This is a genomic window from Streptomyces sp. NPDC052040 (assembly GCF_044548405.1).
Lineage (GTDB): Bacteria > Actinomycetota > Actinomycetes > Streptomycetales > Streptomycetaceae > Streptomyces.
Genome location: NZ_JBIUBV010000013.1, coordinates 125,295 through 147,043 on the forward strand (window position 1 = coordinate 125,295; position 21,749 = coordinate 147,043).

19 protein-coding genes are annotated in these 21,749 nt (G+C 72.5%); 6 read left to right on the forward strand and 13 right to left on the reverse strand.

The window, feature by feature from the left end:
- Positions 1 to 8 precede the first annotated feature (8 nt).
- Together ACIHAA_RS23970 and ACIHAA_RS23975 are read right to left on the reverse strand one after the other, a co-directional pair.
- Complete coding sequence (locus ACIHAA_RS23970; protein ID WP_399820417.1) at positions 9 to 1,595, reverse strand: Na+/H+ antiporter; 1,587 nt, start codon at positions 1,593 to 1,595, stop codon at positions 9 to 11.
- Between the two features lie 88 nt (positions 1,596 to 1,683).
- Complete coding sequence (locus tag ACIHAA_RS23975) at positions 1,684 to 2,418, reverse strand: SDR family oxidoreductase (RefSeq protein ID WP_399820419.1); 735 nt, start codon at positions 2,416 to 2,418, stop codon at positions 1,684 to 1,686.
- 144 nt (positions 2,419 to 2,562) lie between these two features.
- Between ACIHAA_RS23975 and ACIHAA_RS23980 the strand changes: the two genes are divergently transcribed.
- A complete protein-coding gene (locus ACIHAA_RS23980; protein ID WP_399820420.1) occupies positions 2,563 to 3,510 on the forward strand; it encodes a helix-turn-helix domain-containing protein in 948 nt (315 codons plus the stop codon).
- Here the strand turns inward: ACIHAA_RS23980 and msrA are convergent.
- From msrA to ACIHAA_RS23995, 3 genes are all read right to left on the reverse strand, one after another.
- Entirely contained in the window at positions 3,453 to 3,965 is a 513-nt protein-coding gene (gene msrA, locus ACIHAA_RS23985; RefSeq protein WP_399820423.1) for a peptide-methionine (S)-S-oxide reductase MsrA, read from the reverse strand. The genes ACIHAA_RS23980 and msrA overlap by 58 nt on opposite strands.
- Before the next feature lie 556 nt (positions 3,966 to 4,521).
- Positions 4,522 to 5,730, reverse strand: coding sequence for a PP2C family protein-serine/threonine phosphatase (locus tag ACIHAA_RS23990; protein WP_399820425.1), 1,209 nt, complete (start codon positions 5,728 to 5,730; stop codon positions 4,522 to 4,524).
- Entirely contained in the window at positions 5,727 to 7,298 is a 1,572-nt protein-coding gene (locus ACIHAA_RS23995; RefSeq protein ID WP_399820427.1) for an ATP-binding protein, read from the reverse strand. Before ACIHAA_RS23995 ends, ACIHAA_RS23990 begins: the two co-directional genes overlap by 4 nt.
- Positions 7,299 to 7,507: 209 nt before the next feature.
- On the opposite strand from ACIHAA_RS23995, the gene ACIHAA_RS24000 reads away from it, so the two are divergent.
- Together ACIHAA_RS24000 and ACIHAA_RS24005 are read left to right on the forward strand one after the other, a co-directional pair.
- The gene (locus tag ACIHAA_RS24000) at positions 7,508 to 7,939 is read left to right on the forward strand and encodes a response regulator (protein WP_399820429.1); all 432 of its coding nucleotides are present in this window, start codon (positions 7,508 to 7,510) and stop codon (positions 7,937 to 7,939) included.
- A gap of 344 nt (positions 7,940 to 8,283) precedes the next feature.
- On the forward strand, positions 8,284 to 8,910 hold the full coding sequence (locus ACIHAA_RS24005) for a hypothetical protein (RefSeq protein ID WP_399820431.1): 627 nt from the start codon (positions 8,284 to 8,286) through the stop codon (positions 8,908 to 8,910).
- Between the two features lie 31 nt (positions 8,911 to 8,941).
- Here the strand turns inward: ACIHAA_RS24005 and ACIHAA_RS24010 are convergent, their stop codons facing one another.
- The 7 genes from ACIHAA_RS24010 to ACIHAA_RS24040 all read right to left on the reverse strand — a co-directional run bounded on the left by ACIHAA_RS24010 (position 8,942) and on the right by ACIHAA_RS24040 (position 15,058).
- Positions 8,942 to 9,517: a hypothetical protein gene (locus ACIHAA_RS24010; RefSeq protein WP_399820433.1), complete on the reverse strand. Its 576-nt coding sequence runs from the start codon at positions 9,515 to 9,517 to the stop codon at positions 8,942 to 8,944.
- Positions 9,518 to 9,720: 203 nt separating this feature from the next.
- Entirely contained in the window at positions 9,721 to 10,278 is a 558-nt protein-coding gene (locus ACIHAA_RS24015) for a GNAT family N-acetyltransferase (protein WP_399820435.1), read from the reverse strand.
- A 35-nt stretch (positions 10,279 to 10,313) separates the two neighbouring features.
- Entirely contained in the window at positions 10,314 to 11,174 is an 861-nt protein-coding gene (locus tag ACIHAA_RS24020; RefSeq protein ID WP_399820437.1) for an endo alpha-1,4 polygalactosaminidase, read from the reverse strand.
- Between the two features lie 25 nt (positions 11,175 to 11,199).
- Positions 11,200 to 12,657 (reverse strand): sensor histidine kinase, encoded by a 1,458-nt coding sequence (locus tag ACIHAA_RS24025; RefSeq protein WP_399820439.1) that lies wholly within the window; start codon positions 12,655 to 12,657, stop codon positions 11,200 to 11,202.
- Entirely contained in the window at positions 12,654 to 13,328 is a 675-nt protein-coding gene (locus ACIHAA_RS24030) for a response regulator transcription factor (protein WP_399820441.1), read from the reverse strand. Before ACIHAA_RS24030 ends, ACIHAA_RS24025 begins: the two co-directional genes overlap by 4 nt.
- A gap of 271 nt (positions 13,329 to 13,599) precedes the next feature.
- A complete protein-coding gene (locus ACIHAA_RS24035) occupies positions 13,600 to 14,535 on the reverse strand; it encodes a squalene/phytoene synthase family protein (protein WP_399820443.1) in 936 nt (311 codons plus the stop codon).
- A gap of 97 nt (positions 14,536 to 14,632) precedes the next feature.
- The gene (locus tag ACIHAA_RS24040) at positions 14,633 to 15,058 is read right to left on the reverse strand and encodes a DUF6924 domain-containing protein (protein ID WP_399820445.1); all 426 of its coding nucleotides are present in this window, start codon (positions 15,056 to 15,058) and stop codon (positions 14,633 to 14,635) included.
- Positions 15,059 to 15,374: 316 nt separating this feature from the next.
- Between ACIHAA_RS24040 and ACIHAA_RS24045 the strand changes: the two genes are divergently transcribed.
- The 3 genes from ACIHAA_RS24045 to ACIHAA_RS24055 all read left to right on the forward strand — a co-directional run bounded on the left by ACIHAA_RS24045 (position 15,375) and on the right by ACIHAA_RS24055 (position 21,091).
- Positions 15,375 to 15,740 carry a hypothetical protein gene (locus ACIHAA_RS24045; RefSeq protein ID WP_399820447.1) on the forward strand — a complete coding sequence of 122 codons (366 nt, stop codon included), beginning with the start codon at positions 15,375 to 15,377 and terminating at the stop codon, positions 15,738 to 15,740.
- A gap of 151 nt (positions 15,741 to 15,891) precedes the next feature.
- On the forward strand, positions 15,892 to 19,794 hold the full coding sequence (locus ACIHAA_RS24050; RefSeq protein WP_399820448.1) for a helix-turn-helix domain-containing protein: 3,903 nt from the start codon (positions 15,892 to 15,894) through the stop codon (positions 19,792 to 19,794).
- Positions 19,795 to 20,209: 415 nt separating this feature from the next.
- Complete coding sequence (locus ACIHAA_RS24055; RefSeq protein ID WP_399820450.1) at positions 20,210 to 21,091, forward strand: C40 family peptidase; 882 nt, start codon at positions 20,210 to 20,212, stop codon at positions 21,089 to 21,091.
- A 341-nt stretch (positions 21,092 to 21,432) separates the two neighbouring features.
- Here the strand turns inward: ACIHAA_RS24055 and ACIHAA_RS24060 are convergent, their stop codons facing one another.
- Positions 21,433 to 21,738 carry a hypothetical protein gene (locus ACIHAA_RS24060; RefSeq protein ID WP_399820452.1) on the reverse strand — a complete coding sequence of 102 codons (306 nt, stop codon included), beginning with the start codon at positions 21,736 to 21,738 and terminating at the stop codon, positions 21,433 to 21,435.
- Positions 21,739 to 21,749: the final 11 nt, after the last annotated feature.

Here is a 21,749-nt window from a genome sequence, read left to right on the forward strand (position 1 = left end):
TTCAGGTGTCAGCCGCGTGCGCGGAGGCTGGCCTCTTCGAGGTCGAGCTCGCGTTGGATCCGGCGCCGGGTGGCGCTGCTGATCTTGTTGGCCTCGTAGAGGCGCTGGAGTTCGGCCGCCTCGATGGCGATGAGTGTCCGCCGTATTTCGCGGTAGGCGTCGGCGGGCCTGGCGTCCGGATCGCTGTAGTGGGCCTCGTCCGCCTGCTGGACGCGCGCTTCGAGTTGGCGGCGGGCCTGTCTCAGGGCGGCCTCCGAGGCGGCGCCCAGATCGGAGAACTGCTCCGGATCGCCGAGCAGTTTGAGTTCGTCGAGAGCGGCGCGGGCGATGCGCCGACGGGTCTGGGCCTCCTCGCGGGCGGTGTGCTCGGGTTCCAGGGCGATACCGGACCGGCGGACCACGGGGGCGAGGGTGAAGCCCTGGAAGACGAGAGTGAGCGCGATGGTCCCGGTGGTGAGCGTGAGGATCAGCGACCGGTGCGGCAGCGGCGCTCCCGTCTGGGTGGTCAGGGGGATGGAGAGCGCGGCGGCCAGCGGCATGACACCCCGGGTTCCCGCCCAGGACAGGACGGCCGGGACACGCCAGGAGAGCCGGCTGTCGCCCTCCCCGCGCCGGTAGTGGATCAGGGCGGACAGCGGGAAGATCCACAGGAGGCGGATCGTGAGCACGGTGAACGTGATCACCGGAACCCACAGCGGCCAGCCGTGCTCGTCCCGCGCGAGCTGCCGCACGGCGGAGGGAAGCTCCAGGCCGATGAGGGCGAAGACGACGCTCTCCAGCAGAAAGGTCACGGTGGCGTAGACGGCGTGGACCTGGAGCCGGATGGGAGCGTTGCTGTGTCGGTGGCTGGTGCTGCCGAGGACGACTCCGGCCACGATGACGGCGGTCACGCCGGAGGTGTGCGACTCCTCCGCGACGACGTAGGAGGCGTACGGGGTGACCAGTGCGATGACGGTCTCCAGGATGGGATCCTCGGTCCGTCGTCGGATGAGGGACACCACTGCGGCGACCGCCGCGCCGATGAGGGCACCGCCGCCGGCCAGGATCAGGAACTGCTCGACGGTCCCGAAGACGGTGATGACACTGCCCGACACCGCGGTGGCCACCGCGACCTTGTACAGGACCAGGGAGGTGGCGTCATTGAACAGGCTTTCGGCCTGGACCATGGCCTGCACCCGGGGTGGCAGGGAGAGGCGGCGGCCCAGCGCGGTGACGGCCACGGGGTCGGTGCTGGCCAGGATGGAGCCGAGGATGAACGCGGTCGCGGCGGTGAGCGGGGTGATCGCCCGGGCGACGTAGCCGACCGCGATGGCGGAGGCGACGACCAGTCCGAAGACCAGACCGGTCACCGGGCGCCAGACGGTGCGCAGGTCGCGGACGGAGATCTCCTCGGCGGAGGCGAAGAGCAGGGGCGGCAGCACCAGCACATTGATCACATGCGGCGGCAGGCGCACCTCGGGGATCCAGGGCATCAGCCCGACCGCCAGACCGGCCACCACGAGGAGGGAGGGGGCGGGCAGGCTCCAGCGCCGGGCACCGGTCGCCACAGCCGTGGCCAGGACCACGAGCAGCAGAATGACGGTCAGGCCGGTCATGGAGCGTCCCCGGTGGGTTACGGCTTGTCACCCCCCTCTGACCTGGTGCTTTCCCAACGTAACCGACCGGGGGCGGTGGCGCAGCCGCTCATTGGGCGCTTGCCGTGGGGCGGATGACGAGTTCGTTGACGTCCACCTCCGGGGGCTGGGACAGGGCGTAGGCGATGGCTTCCGCGATCGCGGGGGCGGGCAGGGCCACGGCTCGGTAGGTCTTCATGGCCTCCCGGGCGGCGGGGTCGGAGATGCCCTCGGCGAGTTCGGACTCGGTCACGCCCGGGGAGACCAGGGTGACCCGGATGTCGCCTGCGGTCTCCTGGCGCAGTCCTTCGGAGATCGCGCGGACCGCGTACTTGGTGGCGCAGTAGACGGCCGCGGTGGGAGAGACCTCGTAGGCGCCGACGGAGGCGATGTTCACGACGTGTCCGCCGCCCTGGGCGCGCATCATGGGCAGGGCGGCGGCGATGCCGTGCAGGACTCCTCGTACGTTCACATCGATCATCCGGTCCCACTCGTCGACCTTGAGTGCTTCGAGTGGCGAGAGCGGCATCACCCCGGCGTTGTTGACCAGGACGTCCACGCGGCCGTAGCGCTCGCGGGCGGCGGAGACGAACGCCTGGACGTCGGCGGCGTCCGTGACGTCCAGCCGCCGGGATGCCGCGGTGCCGCCCGCGCCGGTGATCTCCTTGGTGAGTGCGTCGAGGCGGTCGGTGCGCCGAGCGCCCAGGAACAGCTGGTGGCCGTCGGCGGCGAGGCGCCGGGCGGTGGCCTCGCCGATGCCGCTGCTCGCTCCGGTGACTGCCACGATCTTGGCTGTGTGCGTCATTCCTGCTGTCCCTCTCGGTCGTCGGGTGCGGAGCTGTTCCGCCCGGCCGAGTCTGGACGGGGCGAGGACCGCCGACCAGGACGTGTGCTGCCTGGGTGTACGGCACCCAGGCAGCGCAGCGCGGCGGCCGCCTAGGCTGAGGGCATGACGGGCAACCATCTCGGAGAGTTCCTCCGTTCGTGCAGGGCGGCCCTGCGGCCGGAGGACGTCGGGCTGGTGAGCCATGGTGTGCGCAGGGTCGCCGGGCTGCGGCGGGAGGAGATCGCCGTTCTGGCCGGGGTGAACGCGGACTACTACACCCGTCTCGAACAGGGGCGCGAGCGCAATCCCTCGGCGCAGATACTCGACGCGCTGGGCCGCGCCCTGCGGCTGTCCCCCGAGGCCCATGTGCATCTGCACCGGCTGGCCGGGACCGCGCCGGGCCGTCGGCCGGTCCATACGACGGACCGGGTCGGTCCGGGTCTGCGGCAGTTGATGGACGGCCACCCGGGAGCCCCGGCGTTCGTCATCAACGGAACCCTGAACGTGCTGGCGGCCAACTCCCTGGCCGAGGCCCTGCACTCGCCCTTCGAGCGGGCGGACAACCTGGCCCGCATGATCTTCCTCGATCCGGCAGGGCGGCAGTTCTACAGGCGGTGGGAAGCGACCGCCGAGGCCGCCGTGGGTCATCTGCGGCAGGCGGCCGGTCTCGACCCGGACAGCCCACGGCTACGGGAACTCGTCCGCTCTCTCGGCGAGGGGAGCGCGGACTTCGCCCGTCTGTGGAAGACCCCTGTCGTACGGGGCAAGACGCGGGACGCCAAGTGTCTTCTGCATCCCGACGTCGGCCCGCTGACCCTGACCTACCATGCCTTCGACGTGTGCGACGCGCCGGGCCAGCAACTCATCGTCTACCAGGCCGAACCGGGCAGCCCCAGTGCCGGGGCCCTGGGGCTGCTGGGTTCCCTCCACGCCACCGCCGGACAGGCCGCCGTACCCCCGATGGTGACGGCCGGGTCGGGGCGCGGGGCCGGAGCTGCCGTGCGCGGTGGCGGTCAGCGCTCCGTGCGGGACGGAAGCCGCCATCCCGGCCGCGGGAAGTGGCAGGTGTAGCCGTCCGGGTAGCGCTCCAGGTAGTCCTGGTGCTCGGGCTCGGCCTCCCAGAAGGGACCGGCCGGCTCGACCTCGGTGACGACCTTGCCCGGCCACAGTCCGGAGGCGTCCACGTCGGCGATGGTGTCCTCGGCGATCCGCTTCTGCTCGTCGTCGGTGTAGTAGATGGCGGAGCGGTAGCTGAGGCCGATGTCGTTGCCCTGGCGGTTCTTGGTGCTCGGGTCGTGGATCTGGAAGAAGAACTCCAGGAGGGCGCGGTAGTCGGTCTCCTCGGGGTCGTAGAGGATCTCGATGGCCTCCGCATGGGTGCCGTGGTTGCGGTAGGTCGCGTTCGGCACGTCACCGCCGGTGTATCCGACCCGGGTCCCCCTCACACCCGGCAGCCGACGGATCAGGTCCTGCATCCCCCAGAAGCATCCGCCCGCCAGCACGGCCCTCTGTGTCTGCGCTGCCATGTCGGCCCCTCCAAAAATCTCGTGCCCCGGTCACTCGGGCTGCTCGGCCGTACGGCGGCGTTCCCGGGTGCCTGGCTTGATCGGCGTTCTCTGGCTTCATCAGCGCACAGAGGTGTCCAGGAATTCCGGGCCCGGCGGGAGCGTCCGGTGAGTGCGTGCGCCCGCCGGGCCACGCAGGGTGACCCTACGGTCCCGCAGGACGGACGGGGCGCTGGAGCTGTGCGCCTTCGCGCCGTCCGCCACCCGGCCGGGGCTGGCCGAGATCCACAGTCTCTACGGGCACCCCGACGGCTGGGGCGGCGCTTCTACATCAAGTGGGGCTTCGCCCCTCAGCGAGGCCACACGGGCGTTCGACTTCGGTGAGGGGCATGTGCTGGCGGGCTGAGGGCTGCGGCCCCGCACCGCCCCGGTGGTCGGCATAGCCATGCCCGGCCGGGTGCTCTCTGCTCTCCCGTCGCGCCGCAGTGCGCCAGTCCCGCCGGATGCTGCGGTCACGAAGTCAGCTTCCCGGGAGGGGAGTTGCTTTCGTGACCGCAGCCGCCCGGAAGGGCCTCTCTCACACGGCGTTCCCCGCCGCTGCCACGGGGATGTGTGCGTCCAGGTTCCAGTCCAGGCGCAGCACGGCGAGGTCGTCGGTGTGCCGGTCGGCGTTGAGGGTGCGGGTCTCGGCGATGAGCCGGTCCAGGTGGGCGTCGGGGTCCGCGGTGGTGACGGAGCCGACGATGCTCAGGAGGCCGTCCACTCCGAGGCGGTGGCCGGTGTTGCCCGCATAGCCTTCGACGAGGCCGTCGGTGTAGGCGATGAGGGCGCCGCGCCGGGGCAGTTCGAGGGTGGTGCGCGGCCACTTGCCGAGCCCCGGGGCGATGCCGAGGGCCACTCCGTGGCCCGCGGAGACCTCCTGGGCGCCGTCCGGGGTGAGCAGGAGCGGCTCGTGGTGGCCGGCCAGGTGCAGGGTGAGGGTGGCCGCGTCGGGTTCGAGGGTGATGAGGGTGCAGGTCGTGAACAGGTCGCTCACAGCACGCTCGGCCGTGTGGATCTGTTCCAGCAGATGCAGCAGCTGCCGGTCGCGGTGGCCGCCGAGGGTCAGCGCGCGCCAGGCGATGCGCAGGCAGACGCCGAGGGCCGCGGCGTCCGGACCGTGGCCGCTGACGTCGCCGATGATGGCGTGAACCTGGCCGTCCTCGGTCTGGACGACATCCAGGAAGTCACCGCCCAGCAGAGCCTGGGCGCGGCCGGGGTAGTAGCGGCTGGATGCCCTCACCGACGCGGAGGACAGCAGCGGCTCGGGCAGCAGGCCGCGCTCCAGGCGCGCGTTCTCCTCGGCGCGGAGCCGGCCGATCTGGAGGGCCGCGTTCGCGCGTTCGGCCTGCTTTCGCTGGACGGCGTACCGGACGGCGCGCTGCATCAGGTCGGGTTCGACCTTGCCCTTGATCAGGTAGTCCTGGGCGCCGGCGGCGAGGGAGTCGACTCCGGCGCGGGCATCGTCCAGTCCGGTCAGGACGATGATGGCGGCAGGGGTGTCGGTCTGGACCGCCTGGACCGTGTCCACTCCGGACGCGTCGGGCAGGTGCAGGTCGAGCAGGACGCAGTCGACGGGGCCCGCCAGCAGTGCGGTGCGCGCCTCTGCGGCGGTACGGCAGCGTGCGAGGGTGTGCGGGAGGTCGGTGTCGTGGAGGAGTTCCTCCACGAGGAGGGCGTCCCCGTCGTCGTCCTCCACCAGCAGGATGTGGTACTGCTCCGCGCCCGCGAGGTGCTGCTCGGTCACTGGTGCGCCTCTCTCTTCTGGAGCGCGGGCGCGTTGGCGGGAAGGGTGAAGACAACGCGGGTGCCGAGTTTGTAGTCGGAGTCGATCCTGATCGTACCGCCGTGGAACTCCACGACCTTCTTGCACATCGCGAGGCCGATTCCGGTGCCGGGATAGGCGTCCTTGGTGTGCAGGCGCTGGAAGAGCACGAAGATCTTCTCCTGGAACTCCGGGGCGATGCCGATGCCGTTGTCGGTCACGGCGAACTCCCACAGGTCGCCCTCGGCCACCACGCCGATGTGGATGCGCGGCAGCCGGTCGGGGCTGCGGAACTTGACCGCGTTGGACAGCAGGTTCTGCCAGAGCATGCTCAGCTGGGCGGCGTCCCCGACCACGGTGGGCAGTGCCTCGTGGGTGATCTCGGCCCCGCTCTCCTCGACGGACACACTGAGGGTGTCGAGGGTCCGGTCCAGCACCTCTTCCAGGTCGACGGTCTGGTGGTCGTTGTGGACGCGGCCGACCCGGGAGAAGGCCAGCAGGTCGTTGATGAGGGCCTGCATGCGGTTGGCGCCGTCGACGGCGAAGCCGATGTACTGGTCCGCCCGCTCGTCGAGCTGGCCCCCGTACCGTCGCTGGAGAAGCTGGGTGAAGCTGGACACCTTGCGCAGCGGCTCCTGGAGGTCGTGCGAGGCGACGTAGGCGAACTGTTCGAGTTCTGTGTTCGACCGCTTCAGGTCGGTCGCCTGTTCGTCCAGCAGTCGGCGGGAGGCCTCACTGAACTGGAGCTCCTCCACCAGGCGGCGGCGCATGGACTCCACGTCCGCGGCCAGCTGGCGGAGGTCCGCGGGGCCCGTGCCGGTGAGGGAGCGGTCGAAGCGGCCCTGCGCCACCTCACGGGCCGCCGAGCCGAGCCGGGTGAGCGGGCTGGTGATGCCGCGGCGCAGTCCCTCGAAGACCAGGGCGGCCACCAGAGCGATGACGGCAGCGATGATGACGAACGTCCAGTTGCGCAGCGTCATCGACCGGCGCAGTTCCCGGGTGGCGTCGGAGCGGGCGCTCTGGAGGTGGGACTGCTGCCGGGCCATGGCGCCGCGCAGCGCGTCGAAGGCGGCCTTGCCTTCGTCGGTACGCTGCGCGGCCACCTTGACGGCCTCCTGGGGGGAGGCGGACGAAATGGGCAGGGCTATGCGGTTCTGCCAGATGTCGGCGCGCTTCTCCACCTCGGCCAGGTCGGCGCGGGCGTGGTCGTCGCCAGCGGTCAGGGGCCGCAGACGGCCGAGGGCGGCCTTCTCGTCGGCCACGCCCTGGGTGTACGGCTGGAGGAAGTCGGCACGGCCGGAGAGTCCGTAGCCGCGGACTCCGGTCTCCTGGTTGACCAGCGCCTCTTCCACGCGCATCGCGTTGATCAGGGCGGGAGAACGCTTGTCCACGAGTTCACCGGTGAGCTGTGAGGTGCGCCACATGGCCCAGCCACCCAGCGACCCCAGCACGGCCAGGACGACCAGGGTGGTGGCCACCCCGGCCCGCAGCCAGCGCCGGGTGGTCCAGCCGGAGACGACACCCTCGCTGTCGGACGGCTTGCTGTTCATCGCGGTTCGAATCTCTCCCTCGGCGATCCGGGCCACGACGGGGTGCGCGGCCAGCACACTCTACCCGTGACCTGACAACGCATGTTGTCCCGGAGGAGATCAACGCCGTAGGGTGCTGTCATGCCTGGTCCGCTCTCCGCCTCCGCCGTCCCGCGGGGAGACTGTCGCGGCCGCCCGGCTTCCCTTCTCACACACCGGAGCTCGTGATCATGGCTGCCGCTGCAATCCGCCCGTACCACGTGCTACTGGTCGAGGACGACGTCGCCGACGCCATGCTCATCCAGGACGCCCTGACCGAGCGCGGTACCCGCAATCTCTCCCAGGTCGCCGACGGCATCGCGGCCCTGGACTATCTGCACGATCCGGACAACGAGCGGCCCGACCTCATTGTGCTGGATCTGAACATGCCGCGCATGAACGGACGGGAATTCCTCGCGGTGGTCAAGGAGGACGCGGATCTGCGCACCATTCCGGTCGTCGTGCTGACCACGTCCGCCGCCCCCGACGACGTGACCGGCGCCTACCGCCATCACGCCAACGCCTATGTCACCAAGCCGGTGAACCTGGAGGAATTCGAGGCCGCGGTCCGCAGCATCGACGCCTTCTACCTCGACATCGCGGTCAAGCCCCCGAAGGAGTAGCGCGGAGGGCTCGCTTTCAGTTGGGCCCCGCGTGGCCCGCCGTCCCGGAACCGGCGGACCGGCGCCCCGAAGGACGCCATCGCGAGGTAAACCGGAACGTACGCCTCCCGCGGCCCGATCGGAAGACCCGATGTGGTGTGCTCCAGATCACACCGGAACAGAGGTCCGCAGCGGACCCGGGCGTGATCGACATCTTGACGGGCCACCTCCCCCGGCATCATTCTTACCGGCCAGTAACAGGCCGGTCCTCGCCATCCGCGTCACGTCCGCCGTCGCCGCGCCGCCCATGTCCGGCGCGCTCGCACCGGTGATGTGCAGGGCGAAGCCGATGCGAGAGGGAGAGCATGACGGACAACGCCCGGGCGGCACTGGAGCATCTGCGCGATGCGAGCCAGTTCCAGTGGTACGTGATCCCGCTGCTCCTGCTCGTGCTGTACGTGTACGCGGTGGAAGCCGAACGCAGAAACTGGAACGTGCTGTTCGCCGGTCTCGCCCTGTGGGGCATGGACTGGTTCAACGAGATAGGGAACGCGCTGGTCTTCCACTTCAGCGGGCGCGCGCCGGTCTGGGGTGCCCGGGGGCACACGGCGTACCAGATCCTCATCGGGCTGAACATCGAGATCTGCTTCATGTTCGCGGTCATGGGTGTCGTGGCGGCGAAGTTCCTTCCGCCGCGCGGGACTCGTCTGCTCGGGCTGCCGAACCGGCCGGTGCTGGTCGCGGTGAACTCCGCCGCCGCGGTGGGTGTGGAGGTGCTGCTGCACCGGGCCGGTGTGCTCACCTGGGACTGGAGCTGGTGGCGGGCCGGTGTCCCCTACTTGATCTTCCTCATCGGGTACGCCCCGTTCTTCGTGGCGTGCTTCGTCGTCCACGACATGCCCCGGGTGCGGACCAAGGTCATCACGGTGGGAGCGATTTTCGGCGTCGACGCCCTGGCCCTGGTCCTGTTCGGCGCGCTGGGCTGGCTGTGAGCGGGGGCCTTCTCCGGGACCTGGCGGCCGGTCAGAAGCACTGGAGGTAGGCGGTCAGCAGGGATCCGGCCGAGTCGGCGCTGAGGCCGAGGGCCTCACCGACGGTCTCGGGCGGCACCTCGTCGGCCTCCGCGGCGCAGGCGGCGTCCCGGCCGGCGGAGGCGGCGAGGCGCTCCAGCCGGACCACCGCCCTCAGCGCGGCCATCGGTGCCTGCCGGACGAGCGTGGTCAGCCGGGTCTCCAACTGCTCGATGGTCTCGTCGAGATCCCTGGGCAGCGGCACCGTCCGGCGTTCGACGGCGCGGATGTGCTCGCACCAGTCGTCGTAGGGGCCCGAGACATCCACCTCGTCCAGTCGGCCGTCCGTCACCCGGTCCCAGTCGATCCGATGGCTGCGACCGCGCCAGCCGCAGGCGCAGGCACCCCGGCAGGCGGCTGCCCTGGGCCGGTGCAACCGGCCGTCGTACGCCCACCATTCGCTCGTGGGGTGTCCCGCGAACCCGCCGCCGATGTCCAGATACACGGGTCCGGGTTCGGAGCCGTCGGCGAGGACGGCTCCCGCGATGCCCTCGTGGGACTCTCCGAAGTCCTCAGTCCGCCAACCCACCTCGCCCTGTCCCTCCCGCGGTCGGCCGCGGACCCGCCCGCTCCTCGGCGCCCCGCGCGCGGGTGCCGGGGCGGCACCCGCGCGGTCGCCTTTCCGAGCTTGCCGCGGGCCGCACCCGTACGACGGGCACATCCACCGATTCCACCGGTTCGGAGGGCGCGCAGGGCGCGGACAACGGGCGCAGCGGGGGCGGACGCCTCGGGCTATCGCCGTGCGAAGGTCCCGGGTGCGAAGGTGAAGGCCGCGTAGGACCGGCCGCCCGTCTCGAAGTGCGCGGCCTCGGTCATCCCGTAGTGCCGGTGCACGGCCAGGGAGCGTTCGTTCGACAGCTCGACGAAGGCGACGGCCAGGTCGTAGGAGTCCTCCAGTGCCCGGCCGAGTGCCGTGAGCAGTGCCGTCAGGAGTCCACGGCCCTGGAAGCGTTCGTCGACCGCGACCGGGCCGTAGAGGAAGAGCCTTCCGGGGTCGCGCCTCTCGGACGCCTCCCGGACGGCCTCGACGGCCGCCGCGGCCGGGTGTCCGGGGGGAAGGCCGGTCGGCTCGCTCGTCATGGCGAACCCGGCGAACTCGCCCGCCACTTCGGCGACGAAGATGCCGGGGCCCGCCTGGAGACGATCGAGGACCTCCTGGTCCATGGCGCCCTGGACGAAGCCCCGCCGCGCGCGTTCCTCGTCGCTGAGGCCCTCTCCGCGCGCCGTGTCCATCAGGGACAGGATCGCGGCATGGTCGTCGGGACGCGACCGGCGCACGGTGATCGTCACACCCCGGAGGATACGCGCGGCGGCCGGACGGGGTGTCAGCAGGACCGGTAGGTGTAGCCGTCGGAGCCGCGGGGGGTGACGTCGAGGTCGCGTTGGACGATGCTCAGCGAACTGCCCCAGCGGGTGCAGGCGTTCTTGAAATTCCGGGTGTCGTACTCGATGACGAAGACCCGGTCGGCGTACGCCTTGGCGTACGCGCCGCACTCGTTGTACTCGGCGCACTCCTCGGCGACGGCGAAGTCGAAACCGGTCTTCTTGCGGTCGGGGAGCATCTCGGCGGTGTTCTTCTGCCCGATGGCCAGCCCCGAGGCGTGAGCCGTGCGGGCGAGGAGTGTGGCGTAGGCGGCGTTCCCCGCCTGGGTGAGGCGGCCGCCGGACCTCTGGTAGGAGTCGAGGTTGTCCGGTTCGACAGCTTGGAAGCCGCTCTTGGCGCATCCCTCGATCCAGCCGCCGACGATCGCGGCCAGACGGCCGCGCTTGTCGGCCGTGGAGGTGTCGAGCAGTGCCTCGTCCCAGTTCTCGTCGATGACCGGGCGCTTGTTCTTGTTCTTGAGGATCAGGTCGGGATGGTTCTTCTGCCACCAGCCCAGGGCGTCGGGCTGGGCCTGGAAGGCGTTGACGTAGCAGATGTTGTACAGCCCGGGCACCGGCTTCGCGGACCGGTCGCGGGACACGGCGCGGACGCCCGGGGCGGGTGGGTAGGCCCCGCCGAGCTGGTAGTCGACGGACATGTTCGCCCCCGGGAGCCTGACGGGCTTCTCGGCGGCGGAACCGGACGGTGTGGCGAAGGCGTTGGAGAGCCACACGCCGGCCGCCACGGTCGCGACCAGGCCCGTGGCGGCTGCCACGGCGGTGCTCTTGCGTCGGAGGAACGGGGTGGCGGTGTGACGGGGCATGTCTGCTCCTGTGGTGCACGGGTGCTTACCCGCGCATCCTGTCGCCCGGTTCATGAGTTTTCCGTGAGCCGGGCAGGCGCAGCCGGAGCAGGCGCCAGGGCCGGGGCCGTGGGGGGACGGTGTTCCGCAGCGTCAGGGCGAAGACGGCGCCGCCGCCGGGGCGTTGTGCCACGGTGATCGAGCCGCCGTGCGCGGCCGCGATCTCCTGCACCAGGGCCAGTCCGATGCCGGTGCCGCCGCCCGGCGAGCGGAAGCGTTCCAGCAGCCCCGGCAGGTCGCCGGTCGCCACTCCGGGGCCGCGGTCGGCGACCGCGATCGTCGGGCCGAGGACGGTGACCTCCACCTCGGCGCGGTCGCGGGGGTCGCCCGGGGTGCGGCCGTGGCGCAGCGCGTTGTCCAGCAGATTGCGGGTGGCGATGCGGACCAGGGCGGGATCGGCCTCGACGACCGACTCGTGCAGCTGCCGGGTGATCGGGGCGCCCGACGGGGTGAGTTCGTCGCAAATCTGCTCGACCAGCTGGTCCAGGCGCAGGGGTACGGGCTCGTAGGTGTCGGGGGCGGCGCGCAGCCTGCCGCGTACCAGTACGTTGTCGACGACATCGGCCATCCGGTCCGTGGCCCGCCGGATGCGGGGCAGATGCCGTTCGACGCCCTGGGGGTCCCTGTCCGCGATGTCCACCGAGCCGCGCAGGATGGCCACGGGGGTGCGCAGTTCGTGCGCGGCGTCCGCGAGCAGCCGCTCCTGTGCTTCGAGGGCCTCCCAGGCCGGTCGCAGGCTGCGCCCCGAGATCAGCTGTCCGGCGACTGCCGCCAGGGCGGTGAGGACCGCGGATCCGGTGAGGACGGCGGTCTCCAGCCGCCGGTGCTCCGCGTGGCCCTGCCCGGGGCCGCCGATGGTCACCACCGCGCCCGCGGTCCGGTGGGTCTCGTCGTTGTAGAAGGGGAGCGCGAGCAGATACACCGGCCGGCCGTCGTGGGCATGTCCCTCAGTGCGTACGGTGGTGTCGCGGCGCATGGCCGAGCGCACGATCCGGTCGCTCTGCGCGGCGGGCACCGAAAGGCCGGTGCCGAACGACGTGAACACGGTGCTCAGTCGGCCGTCGGGCCCGGCGCGGACGACGCCCACCTGGATGCGTCCGGTGGTGGCCTCGTCGTCGTGCAGTCCGTCGAGTTCGAGGCCGTGGTCGTCGTAGTAGAGCAGCGAGGCGCTCACGGAGGCCCTGCGGTACATCTCCTCGTACTCGGCCGACTCCCAGGAGCGTGCGTCCGTGCGGATCACCAGCCAGGACAGGGCGCCGACCCCCACCAGGGTGGTGAGGGCGTAGGCGAGGGTGAGCCGGATCTGGAGGCGGCGCAGCCGTCTGCGTGCCGAGGCTCCGGTGGCCGGGGGCGAGGCCGGTCCGCGCGTTCTGCGTGGGAACCGCAATCCGAGGGCACCGGAGCGGCGGTGGCGGTCGGGCGCCGTGTGCTCGTCGTGTGTCACGGCCGGTCGGCAGCCGCTTCGAGGCGGAATCCATGGCCGCGCACGGTATGGATCACCGGGGGCTCGCCGAGCTTGCGGCGCAGTCCCGCCATCACCGCGTCGACCACATTGGACGCGGGGTCCGCCATTTCGTCCCAGCAGTGCTCGATCAGGGAGCTGCGGGTGGTCACCGAGTCCTGGTGGACCAACAGATGGCGCAGGACCGCGTACTCCTTGGGGGTCAGGGAGAGCAGTACCCCGCCGCGGCGCACCTCGCGGCGGGCCTCGTCCAGCTCGACATCGGCGTGCCGGAGATACACGGGGAGCCGGGCGGACGCGCGCCGCGCCAGGCTGCCGACCCGCATGACCAGCTCGACCATGGCGAACGGCTTGGGCAGATAGTCGTCCACGCCCAGCCGGAAACCGTCCACCCGGTCCGCGAGGGTGTGCAGTGCGGTCAGGCACAGGACGGGTACCGTCCAGCCGGAGCGGCGCTTCTCCCGCAGCGCGTACAGCGAGTCGCCGGAGGGCACGAGCCGGTCGAGTACGACGCAGTCGTAGGGGGCCAGTTCGAGCAGGGCGTCCGCGTCGGGCCAGTCCGGCACCGCGTCCACGGCGTATCCGGCCTCGCGGAGCCCGGCCATCAGGGTGTCCCGGAGATCGGGATCGTCCTCGACGAGGAGCACGCGCATGGGGTGATGTCCTTGGGGTTCGCGCCGGTCGCTCCCGGTCGGCGGGGACGGGGGCACGGGCGCTGAGTGGCGGGCGGCGGGGACGGCATCGTAGGCAGCGGGCGGAGCACATGGGAAGTTCGGTGCCCGGGCCAGAGGTCGGGGTCAGCGGGCGGGGGCCAGAGGTCGGGGGCGAAGGGGACGGCGGCCAGAGGGTCAGGGGCGAGAGGGACGGGGGTCAGGGGGACGGGGGTCAGGGGGTGGGGTCAGGGGGTGGGGTCAGGGGGTGGGGTCAGGGGGTGGGGCCGTCGGCCGGCGGTCGGTGTGCGGTGCGTGCCGTGCGGCGCGCGGTCAGCAGGACCCGCAGGGAGGGCACCAGCGGTGGCCGTGCGGAGCCTCGGAGCAGAGCGGCACCGCGCGCCAGTGCGGCGTCCGCGGTCAGCATCTCGATCCTCACCAGGGCGCCGATCAGGGGGCGGAAGGGGGCCGGTGCCAGCGCGGGCAGTGCGGCCGCCGCCTCCAGCGCGGCCCTGGCCTGTCCGATCTGGTGGCTCACCAGGTCCCGCACGCCGGGGGTGTCGCGACGGGCCGCCAGGTCCTCCCGGGTCACCGAGAAACGGTGCAGCGTCTCGGCCGGGATGCCGAGGCGGCCTTCGGGGATGTCCTCGGCGAGGTCGTTGACGAAGTCCAGCCGCTGGCTGCCGTCGATGAACGTGCGACAGGCAGCGCGGTACGGCCCCTCGTCGTGCTCCGGCCCCAGCAGCGTGGCGACCAGCATGAAGGCGGGCAGCGCATAGGCGTCGAGATAGGCCTGGTAGTCCCGCTCGTCGGCGAATCCGGTGAAGTCCAGCTCCGCCGTCGCGGTGGACAGATAGTCCTCCACCGGCCCGCGCAGCCGCGGATGCGCGGCGAGGGTGTGTGCCAGGGCGCGCAGCAGTGGATCACTGCCGGTGCCGGTGTCCAGCACCTGGCGCACCTGCTGTTCCCAGGACGCCCAGGCGGCGGCGCGCTGTGCCCTCGGCCCGGTGTCCAGCAGGTTGTCCCCGTGGTGCATCAGGGCCGTCGCCGCCACCGCATGGGGCAGTACCGGCCGGGGCAGCAGCAGTCGGACGGCCAGATAGGAGGCCGGGCGGAAGCGTGCCACCAGTCGGCGCTGGGCGCCGTAGTCGCCGCGCAGTTCCGGGTCCCGGATCCCCGCTGCGGTGAGGCTCTGTGTCCAGGCGTTCATCGCATGATCGTAGGCGGACCGCGTGGACGGGCCCCACCCGCGCCCAGCCGGGTGGCTCCAATGGCCCTCCGGGGCCGGGCGGGTGGTGCGGTCGGCCTCAGAAGCCCCGGAACACACCGTCCTCGTCGGCGGCGTCGGCGAATTCCTCCCAGTCCATGTTGGCGATGGAGAGGTTGTTCTCGATGGACCACAGCTCCCTTGCTATGACCCGGAGTTCGCTGAACTCCTCGCCGGGCTGCGCGTCCTCCTCGTCGTGGGGCATGACGGCCAGCAACGGCATCTCGGGGGCGGTGAGCGCGGTGGTGTCGGCCACGATCATCAGGGAGCCGCGGGCGGGCGCCAGCGCGACCACCTGCTCCGCGGTCAGGTCGCGGTGGGCGGGGTCGTCGACGATGTGCACATGCGCGAGGAAGTCGTCCTCGTTGGGGGTGGCGATGGCGGTGCGGAGGGCGCCCCATGCCGCCTGGTCGGAGAAGTCGGTGCGGACCAGCAGGGTTTCGTCCGTCTGCGGCAGGCTCTTCATGGCGGAGGTCTCCTCAAGGGTGCGGGGGAACGCCGGTGGAACCCCGGCGCGGCAGGGCCGTACGGGCCCGGAGGGCGGCGACTCGCGCTAAAGCTATCCCGGGGGTCTGACAACGGCGGTCCGCCGGGAGAGCGGCCCCGCTCCCCCGGCGGGCGGGTTCCTCGCCGACGTACCTGCTCCGAGCGGTTTCCCCGGCGCCCGGTCCGGCGGGCAACGGGAAACCCGTCGACCCGGGGGTCCCCCGTGCCCAGGCTGGAGCCGTCAGCACCCAGCACGTCCTGTGCTCCGCAGGGCACCCAGCAGGAGGGGAACATCCATGCGCACCATCTTCCGCGGCACCGCCGCACTCGCCACCGCCGCCGCGGCCGTGGTGGCCCTGGGCGGCGCGGCCCAGGCCAAACCGGCCGGTGACTGGGCCGGTTGTCCGTCCGGCGCGGTCTGCGTCTATCCGCAGAACCAGAACCCGGCCGTCTCGCCCAGCCTGGTCTTCTACAGCTACGGCGCCCACAATCTGAGCAACCAGTACGGATGGCACTGGGTGCTCAACAACCAGTACGGCGGCGCGACCGCAAGCCTGTGCACGGGCTACAACGGCCAGGGCTGCGGAGCGGCGTTCAAGCAGCAGACGGGTGTGTGGGCGGATCTCACGCCGGTCGACTCCATCACGCTCAACCGGCCCTGACGGCCGATCGGCGCGCTTCCGGAACCGCTCCGTGCCGGGCGGTTCCGGAAGCGCGCGTTTGCGCCACTTACGGGTGAAGTGCTTCGCCCTGCGTCCTGCCCGGATCGTAGTCTGGGCACCTGCCGTCTCACGGCACGGGCAGGGGGATGCCATGGGGGACGCGTCGAGCGGGCCGGAGCAGTCGGCGCACGGTCGCGAAAGCAATCAGGGGGAAGCCGCGGGAGCCTTTGCGGGGGCCATCACCGGGTCCTTCGCCGCCCAGTTGAGACGGCTGCGGCGGCAACGGGGCCTGTCCCTGGCGGATCTGGCGCGGCAGGTCCACTACAGCAAAGGCTATCTGAGCAAGATCGAGACGGGTGCGAAGCCGCCGACCGTGGATGTGGCCCGGCGCTGCGACCGTGCTCTCACCGCCGGGGGCGCGCTGCTCGCGCTGGCGGAGACGGCGACCGCCCGGGAGCGGGCCGGTGACAACGATATCGGGGCGCCCGCCTGCCCCTATCGCGGGCTGTCGGCGTTCACCGCGCAGGACGAGGAGTGGTTCTTCGGGCGGGAGCGGGCGACGGCCGCGCTCGTCGAGCGGCTCTTCCAGCGCATCGGCAGGGGGCCGTTGATGCTGGTGGCGCCCTCGGGCGCGGGCAAGTCGTCGCTGCTCAGCGCGGGTCTGGTGCCCGCTCTCGGGCGGCCGGGACGTTTTCCCGTGCCGGGCGCGGACCGCTGGCCGGTGGTCGCCCTCACCCCCACGGCACACCCGCTGGAGGAGCTGCTGGAGCGCACGGCCAAGGCGCTGGGCTGCGACCTCCGGCTGAGCGCGGCCGAACTCCGGGCGAGACCACGGGCGTTGCTGGCAGCGGTGCACCGGGCTACGGGGGCCGGGCGGCCGGAGTCCGGCGGGGACGGTCGCAGGCCACCGCCGGTGTGCCCGGTGCTGCTCGTCGACCAGTTCGAGGAGCTGTTCACCCTCTGCGCCGACGAGCACGAACGGCGGGCCTACGTCCGGGTGTTGTGCGCCCTGGCCGCATCGCCTCCGACGGGAGCGGGACCCGACCCCGCCGTGATCGTGATCGGGCTGCGGGCCGACTTCTCCGGGCGCTGCCTGGAACTACCCGAACTGGCACCGGTGTTCACCGAAGGGCTGTTCGCACTACCCCCGATGACCGTCGCGGAGCTGCGTGAGTCGGTCATCCGCCCGGCGGAACTGGCCGGTGTCGCCCTCGAACCCGGCCTGGTGCCGCTGCTGCTGGGCGACGCCGGGCTGCGCGAGGAGCACGGGGCGGCCGCCCGGGAGGGTGCGGAGGCCCCGCAGACGCCGTCCGGGGCGCTGCCCCTGGTGTCCCATGCGCTGCTGGCCACCTGGCAGCACCGCGAGCAGTCCACCCTGACCGTGGCCGGGTACCAGCGCGCGGGCGGCATCCGGGGAGCGGTCGCCCGCACCGCCGAGGACGTGTTCGCCGGACTGCATCCGGCCGAGCAGCGGACGGTCCGGCGCGTCCTGGCCCGGCTGGTGCAGGTCGGCGAGGACACCGGTGCCACCCGGCGCAGAACGCGCCGGACCGTACTGCTGGAGCAGCTCGGTGACACGGACGATGTCGCGGCGGCGCTCGACGCCCTCGTGGGGGCCCGGCTGGTCACCGTGGACCACGACAGGGTGGAGATCGCGCACGAGGCGCTGCTGCATGCCTGGCCCCGGCTGCGCGACTGGATCCACGCCGACCGGGCCGGGCTGCTGATCCACCAGCAGCTCGCCCGGGCCGCCACGGACTGGGAGCGCGAGGGCCGCGACCCGTCCGCCCTGTACCGGGGCACCCGGCTGGAGTCGGCCCGCTCCTGGGCGGACGAACTGGACGGCGGCGGCCGCCTCAGCCGCGGGGAGGAGGCCTTTCTGCGGGCGAGCCGTGCCGAGGAGGAGGCGCGGGCGCGGCGAGTCCGGCGTCAGGAGCGGCTGCGCGGGGCCCTGTTGGCCACGCTCGTCGTACTGCTGGGTCTCGCCCTGGCCGCGGGCGGCCTGGCCTACCGGCAGCGGACGGCGGCCCTCGCCCAGGAGCAGGTCTCCCGCTCACACGCCCTCGCCCTGGAGTCCGTCTCGCTGGCGCCCGGTCGGCCCGAGGCGTCGATGCTGCTGGCGGTCGCGGCCTGTCGCGCCCGCGTCACGGCGGAGGCCCGCGGGGCGCTGCTGAGCACCCAGGCCCAGCCGTTCGCCGGTCGGCTGGGCGGGCAGCGGGGGCCGGTGAACTCGCTCGCCTTCTCACCGGACGACCGGCTGCTGGCGACGGCGAGTTCCGACGGGACCGTGCTGCTGCGGCGACTGGCCGACCGTCGTACCGTCACCAGGCTCACCCTGCCCGGGCGGGTGCGCTCCGTCGCCTTCAGCCCCGACGGCGCGGCCCTCGCGGCCGGTTCGACGGGCGGTCCGGTGCGGCTGTGGTCCACGGCCGACGGCCGGACGCGGGCCGTGCTGCCCGAACGGACCGCGGGCGCCCGGGCGGTTGCCTTCGACCCCCGCGGCCGTACGCTCGCCGTCGCGGGCCGGGACGGCACGGTCCAGCTGTGGGACACCGGGCCGGCCCACCGGGCCCGTGCCGTACTCGGCGGCCACGTGGGGACCGTCACTGCGCTGGCGTACTCCCCCGACGGGCGGACGCTGGCCTCGGCGGGCTCCGACCGCACCGTACGGCTGTGGAGCACCGATGCGGCGCGCCCCCTCGCGGAACTGCGCGGGCACACCGACGAGGTGCTGGGGGTGGCGTTCTCACCGGACGGGCGGACTCTGGCCTCGGGGGGCGTGGACCGTACCGTGCGGCTGTGGGACGTGGCCGCGCGGCGGCCGACCGCGACACTGACCGGGCACGGTGACGATGTGAACGGGGTCGCCTGGACACCCGACGGCGCGAGTGTGGTGAGCGCGGGCGGTGACGGCACCACCAGGCTGTGGGACGCGCACAGCGGGCGGCCCACCGCGACGCTGTCCGGGCACACGGACTATGTGCTCGGTGTGGCGGTGAACGGCAGCGGCACCCTGCTGGCCACCGCGGGGTTCGACCAGTCCGTGGTGCTGTGGGACCTGCGGGGCCGGACGCTGGCCGCGCCGCCGTTCACGGAGGTCTCGGCCGCCGCCTACAGTCCGGACGGGAAGCTGCTGGCCAGTGCCGGTACCGATCACACGGTACGGGTGTGGGACGTGGCCCGGCGGCGGCTGTCGGCCGTACTGACCGGCCACCGGGAGAGCGTGGTGTCGGTGGCCTTCGCCCCCGACGGGCGCACGCTGGGTTCGGCGGGCTCCGACGGCACGGTACGCCTGTGGGACGTGCCGACCCGACGCCCGCTCGGCACGCTCGAAGGCCACCGGGGAAGCGTGTTCGCGGTGGCCTTCGCTCCCGACGGCCGAACGGTGGCCTCCGCGGGCTCCGACGGCACCGTGCGCCTCTGGGACGTGCCCACCCGCCGCCCGCTGGCGGTGCTCACCGGGCACACCGACTACGTCAACGGCCTCGCCTTCAGCCCCGACGGGCGCACCCTCGCCAGCGGCGGGGACGATCTGAGCGTACGGCTGTGGGACGTGCCCGCCCGGCGCCTGAGGGCGACGCTCACCGGTCACACGGGGGCCGTGCGGGCGGTGGCGTACAGCCCCGACGGGCACACGCTGGCCAGCGGAGGGAACGACGGCACCGTGCGCCTGTGGGACCTGGACCGGAACCGGCCGGAGGCGTCCCTGACCGGTCATTCGGGGGCGGTGCGGGGTGTCGCCTTCTCCCCGGACGGACATCTGCTGGCGAGCAGCGGCAGCGACCGGACCGTGCGGTTGTGGGATGTGCGGGGTCGGCGCGCCTGGGCCGCCCTGACCGGTCACACCAACGCGGTGTGGGGTGTCGCCTTCTCCCCGGACGGGCGGACGGTCGCCAGCAGCAGCAACGACGGCACCGTACGGCTGTGGGACCTCGACCTCTCCGCACGGCTGGCCGAGGTGTGCCGCCTGCTCCGCACGGCGGGCAGCGCCGCGACGGCCGGACCGGCCCCCGAGTCCGGCATGACCACGGCCCGGGTCTGTCCTGGCACCTGATCCCCGGTCCGCTGCCCGGGCCCGCACCGATGTCCGAGCCGCTGGCCCCGGTCCGCGGCCCGAGCCCGCACCGGAGTCCGAACTGCCGCCTCCGACCCGCCGTCCCCGGTCCGCCGCCCGAGCCCGAACCGGTGCCCGGTCCGCCGCCCGAGCCCGAACCGATGTCCGACCCGCCGCCTCCGGTCCGCCGCCCGAGCCGCACCGGAGTCCGACCCGCCGCCCCCCCGTGCCCGTCCCCCGCGCGCGGGCGGCGTTTCCCGGGGGTTTCCCGTCGCCTTCCCCGGTGGGGTGCCGCGTCGGCGTCGACGCGCGGCAGGCCGGGTCGGCAGCCTGGACTCCCGTGCGGAGAGCGGCGCTTGGCACCGCGAGCCGCACGGGACGACCGCACATCCACGACAGGAACGGGGGTACCGGCATGCGCAGCAGGGCCGGTCTCATCGGAGTCATCATGGGCGTCCTCGCCCTCCTCGGCGGGGCGGCCACGTCCCCGGCCCAGGCGGCCGGACGGCCGCCCGCCGCCGTCACCGCACCAGGCGCGGACGAGGGGTGCGCCGTTCTGGCACCGGGCGCCTCCGCGGCCGCCGAGCGGGCGGTCGCCGCGGCCTGCGCCCAGGTCGCGGCGGGGGTCTGGTACACCTGGGGCGGCGGCCACGGTCCGCAGCCCGGCGTCAGTTACGGGAAGGTCGACCCGACCGACCCGGCCAGCGAGCACGATCCCGAGCGGCTCGGCTTCGACTGCTCGGGGCTGGTGCGCTACGCCTATGCGCAGGCCGCCGGGGCCGACATCCTCAACGGCGACGCCAGCTCCCAGTACTACACGCCCCGCGCCGCCGCCCGCTTCACCGCGGCCCAGGGTCTGGCCCCGCTGCTGCCCGGCGACCTGCTGGCCTGGGGAACCTCGCAGGACCTCCACCACATCGCGATCTACCTGGGCGCGGGCAGGATGGTGGAGGCCAGGCAGTCGGGCACCAAGGTGATGGTCAGCGATGTCCGCCTGGGCGGTGACTACTTCGGGGCGCTGCGCGTCAACACGGGCGCGGTGACCGGACATGTGTTCACGACCTGGGGCACGGGCGTCTGGACCAAGGCCCAGCCGTCCACCCGGGCCGCCCGGGTCTACGCCTTCCCGGGCCCGACCGCGGTCCGGATCGCGTGCCAGAAGCACGCGGAACTCGTCACCGCCGACGGCTACACCAACGACGCCTGGTCCTATCTGCCCGACTACGGCGCCTGGATGACGAACATCTACATCCAGGGCCCCGCCTGGCTCGACGGCGTGCCGACCTGCACGTCCTGACCCCCCGCGGCAGCGGACGGCGGGGCACCTCCGAGGCAACACACGCCGGCCGGGGGCGCCCTGCCGTCCCGCTCCGTTTCCGCAACAGTCCGGCGCCGCCCCGGCACCCCCTCGAGCGGTGCATGCCGTCGCCGCTCCCCGGCGGCGACCCGGGAGCAGCTGATCACGACCGTGGATCGGCCGTCGCCCCTGGATCCCCGAGAACGCTGGTCCCATGCCCTTCTCGCCCCCGGTTCCGCTCCGCAACCCGGCAACGCCGGATGCCAACGACCGGCACGCGAAGCAGTCACATGATCGCCCGGAGAAGTCCAAGGCGGTGTACGGGTTCGGCTCGTGCCGAGTTACGCGGGCGGGACGAGAACGAACTCCTTGCCGAGTTGGGAGGCCGATGAGTCGCCGTACATCGTGAGCTCGCCGTCCGACCAGCGGACCATGAGGTCGTCGGGCCAGGTGTTGCCTCCGAAGTTGCCCGCCGAGATGACCTTGGCGTGGTCGCGCCATAGGGCGTTGGGGCCGAGGACCTGGTTCTGGGCGCCGAGGCCGCTGATGCCGAGGTCCTTGTAGACGGTCAGTTCGCCATCGGTCCAGAGGACCATCAGGTCGTTGTTGTCGGCGCTGCCGAAGTCGCCGGCGGTGATGGCCTTCACGTTCTTCCAGG

Coding starts and splice junctions, on each gene's coding strand:
- ACIHAA_RS23970 (WP_399820417.1), bottom strand. CDS start 1,595: ATGACCGGCCTGACCGTCATTCTGCTGCTCGTGGTCCTGGCCACGGCT.
- ACIHAA_RS23975 (WP_399820419.1), bottom strand. CDS start 2,418: ATGACGCACACAGCCAAGATCGTGGCAGTCACCGGAGCGAGCAGCGGC.
- ACIHAA_RS23980 (WP_399820420.1), top strand. CDS start 2,563: ATGACGGGCAACCATCTCGGAGAGTTCCTCCGTTCGTGCAGGGCGGCC.
- msrA (WP_399820423.1), bottom strand. CDS start 3,965: ATGGCAGCGCAGACACAGAGGGCCGTGCTGGCGGGCGGATGCTTCTGG.
- ACIHAA_RS23995 (WP_399820427.1), bottom strand. CDS start 7,298: ATGAACAGCAAGCCGTCCGACAGCGAGGGTGTCGTCTCCGGCTGGACC.
- ACIHAA_RS24000 (WP_399820429.1), top strand. CDS start 7,508: ATGGCTGCCGCTGCAATCCGCCCGTACCACGTGCTACTGGTCGAGGAC.
- ACIHAA_RS24005 (WP_399820431.1), top strand. CDS start 8,284: ATGACGGACAACGCCCGGGCGGCACTGGAGCATCTGCGCGATGCGAGC.
- ACIHAA_RS24020 (WP_399820437.1), bottom strand. CDS start 11,174: ATGCCCCGTCACACCGCCACCCCGTTCCTCCGACGCAAGAGCACCGCC.
- ACIHAA_RS24030 (WP_399820441.1), bottom strand. CDS start 13,328: ATGCGCGTGCTCCTCGTCGAGGACGATCCCGATCTCCGGGACACCCTG.
- ACIHAA_RS24035 (WP_399820443.1), bottom strand. CDS start 14,535: ATGAACGCCTGGACACAGAGCCTCACCGCAGCGGGGATCCGGGACCCG.
- ACIHAA_RS24040 (WP_399820445.1), bottom strand. CDS start 15,058: ATGAAGAGCCTGCCGCAGACGGACGAAACCCTGCTGGTCCGCACCGAC.
- ACIHAA_RS24045 (WP_399820447.1), top strand. CDS start 15,375: ATGCGCACCATCTTCCGCGGCACCGCCGCACTCGCCACCGCCGCCGCG.
- ACIHAA_RS24050 (WP_399820448.1), top strand. CDS start 15,892: ATGGGGGACGCGTCGAGCGGGCCGGAGCAGTCGGCGCACGGTCGCGAA.
- ACIHAA_RS24055 (WP_399820450.1), top strand. CDS start 20,210: ATGCGCAGCAGGGCCGGTCTCATCGGAGTCATCATGGGCGTCCTCGCC.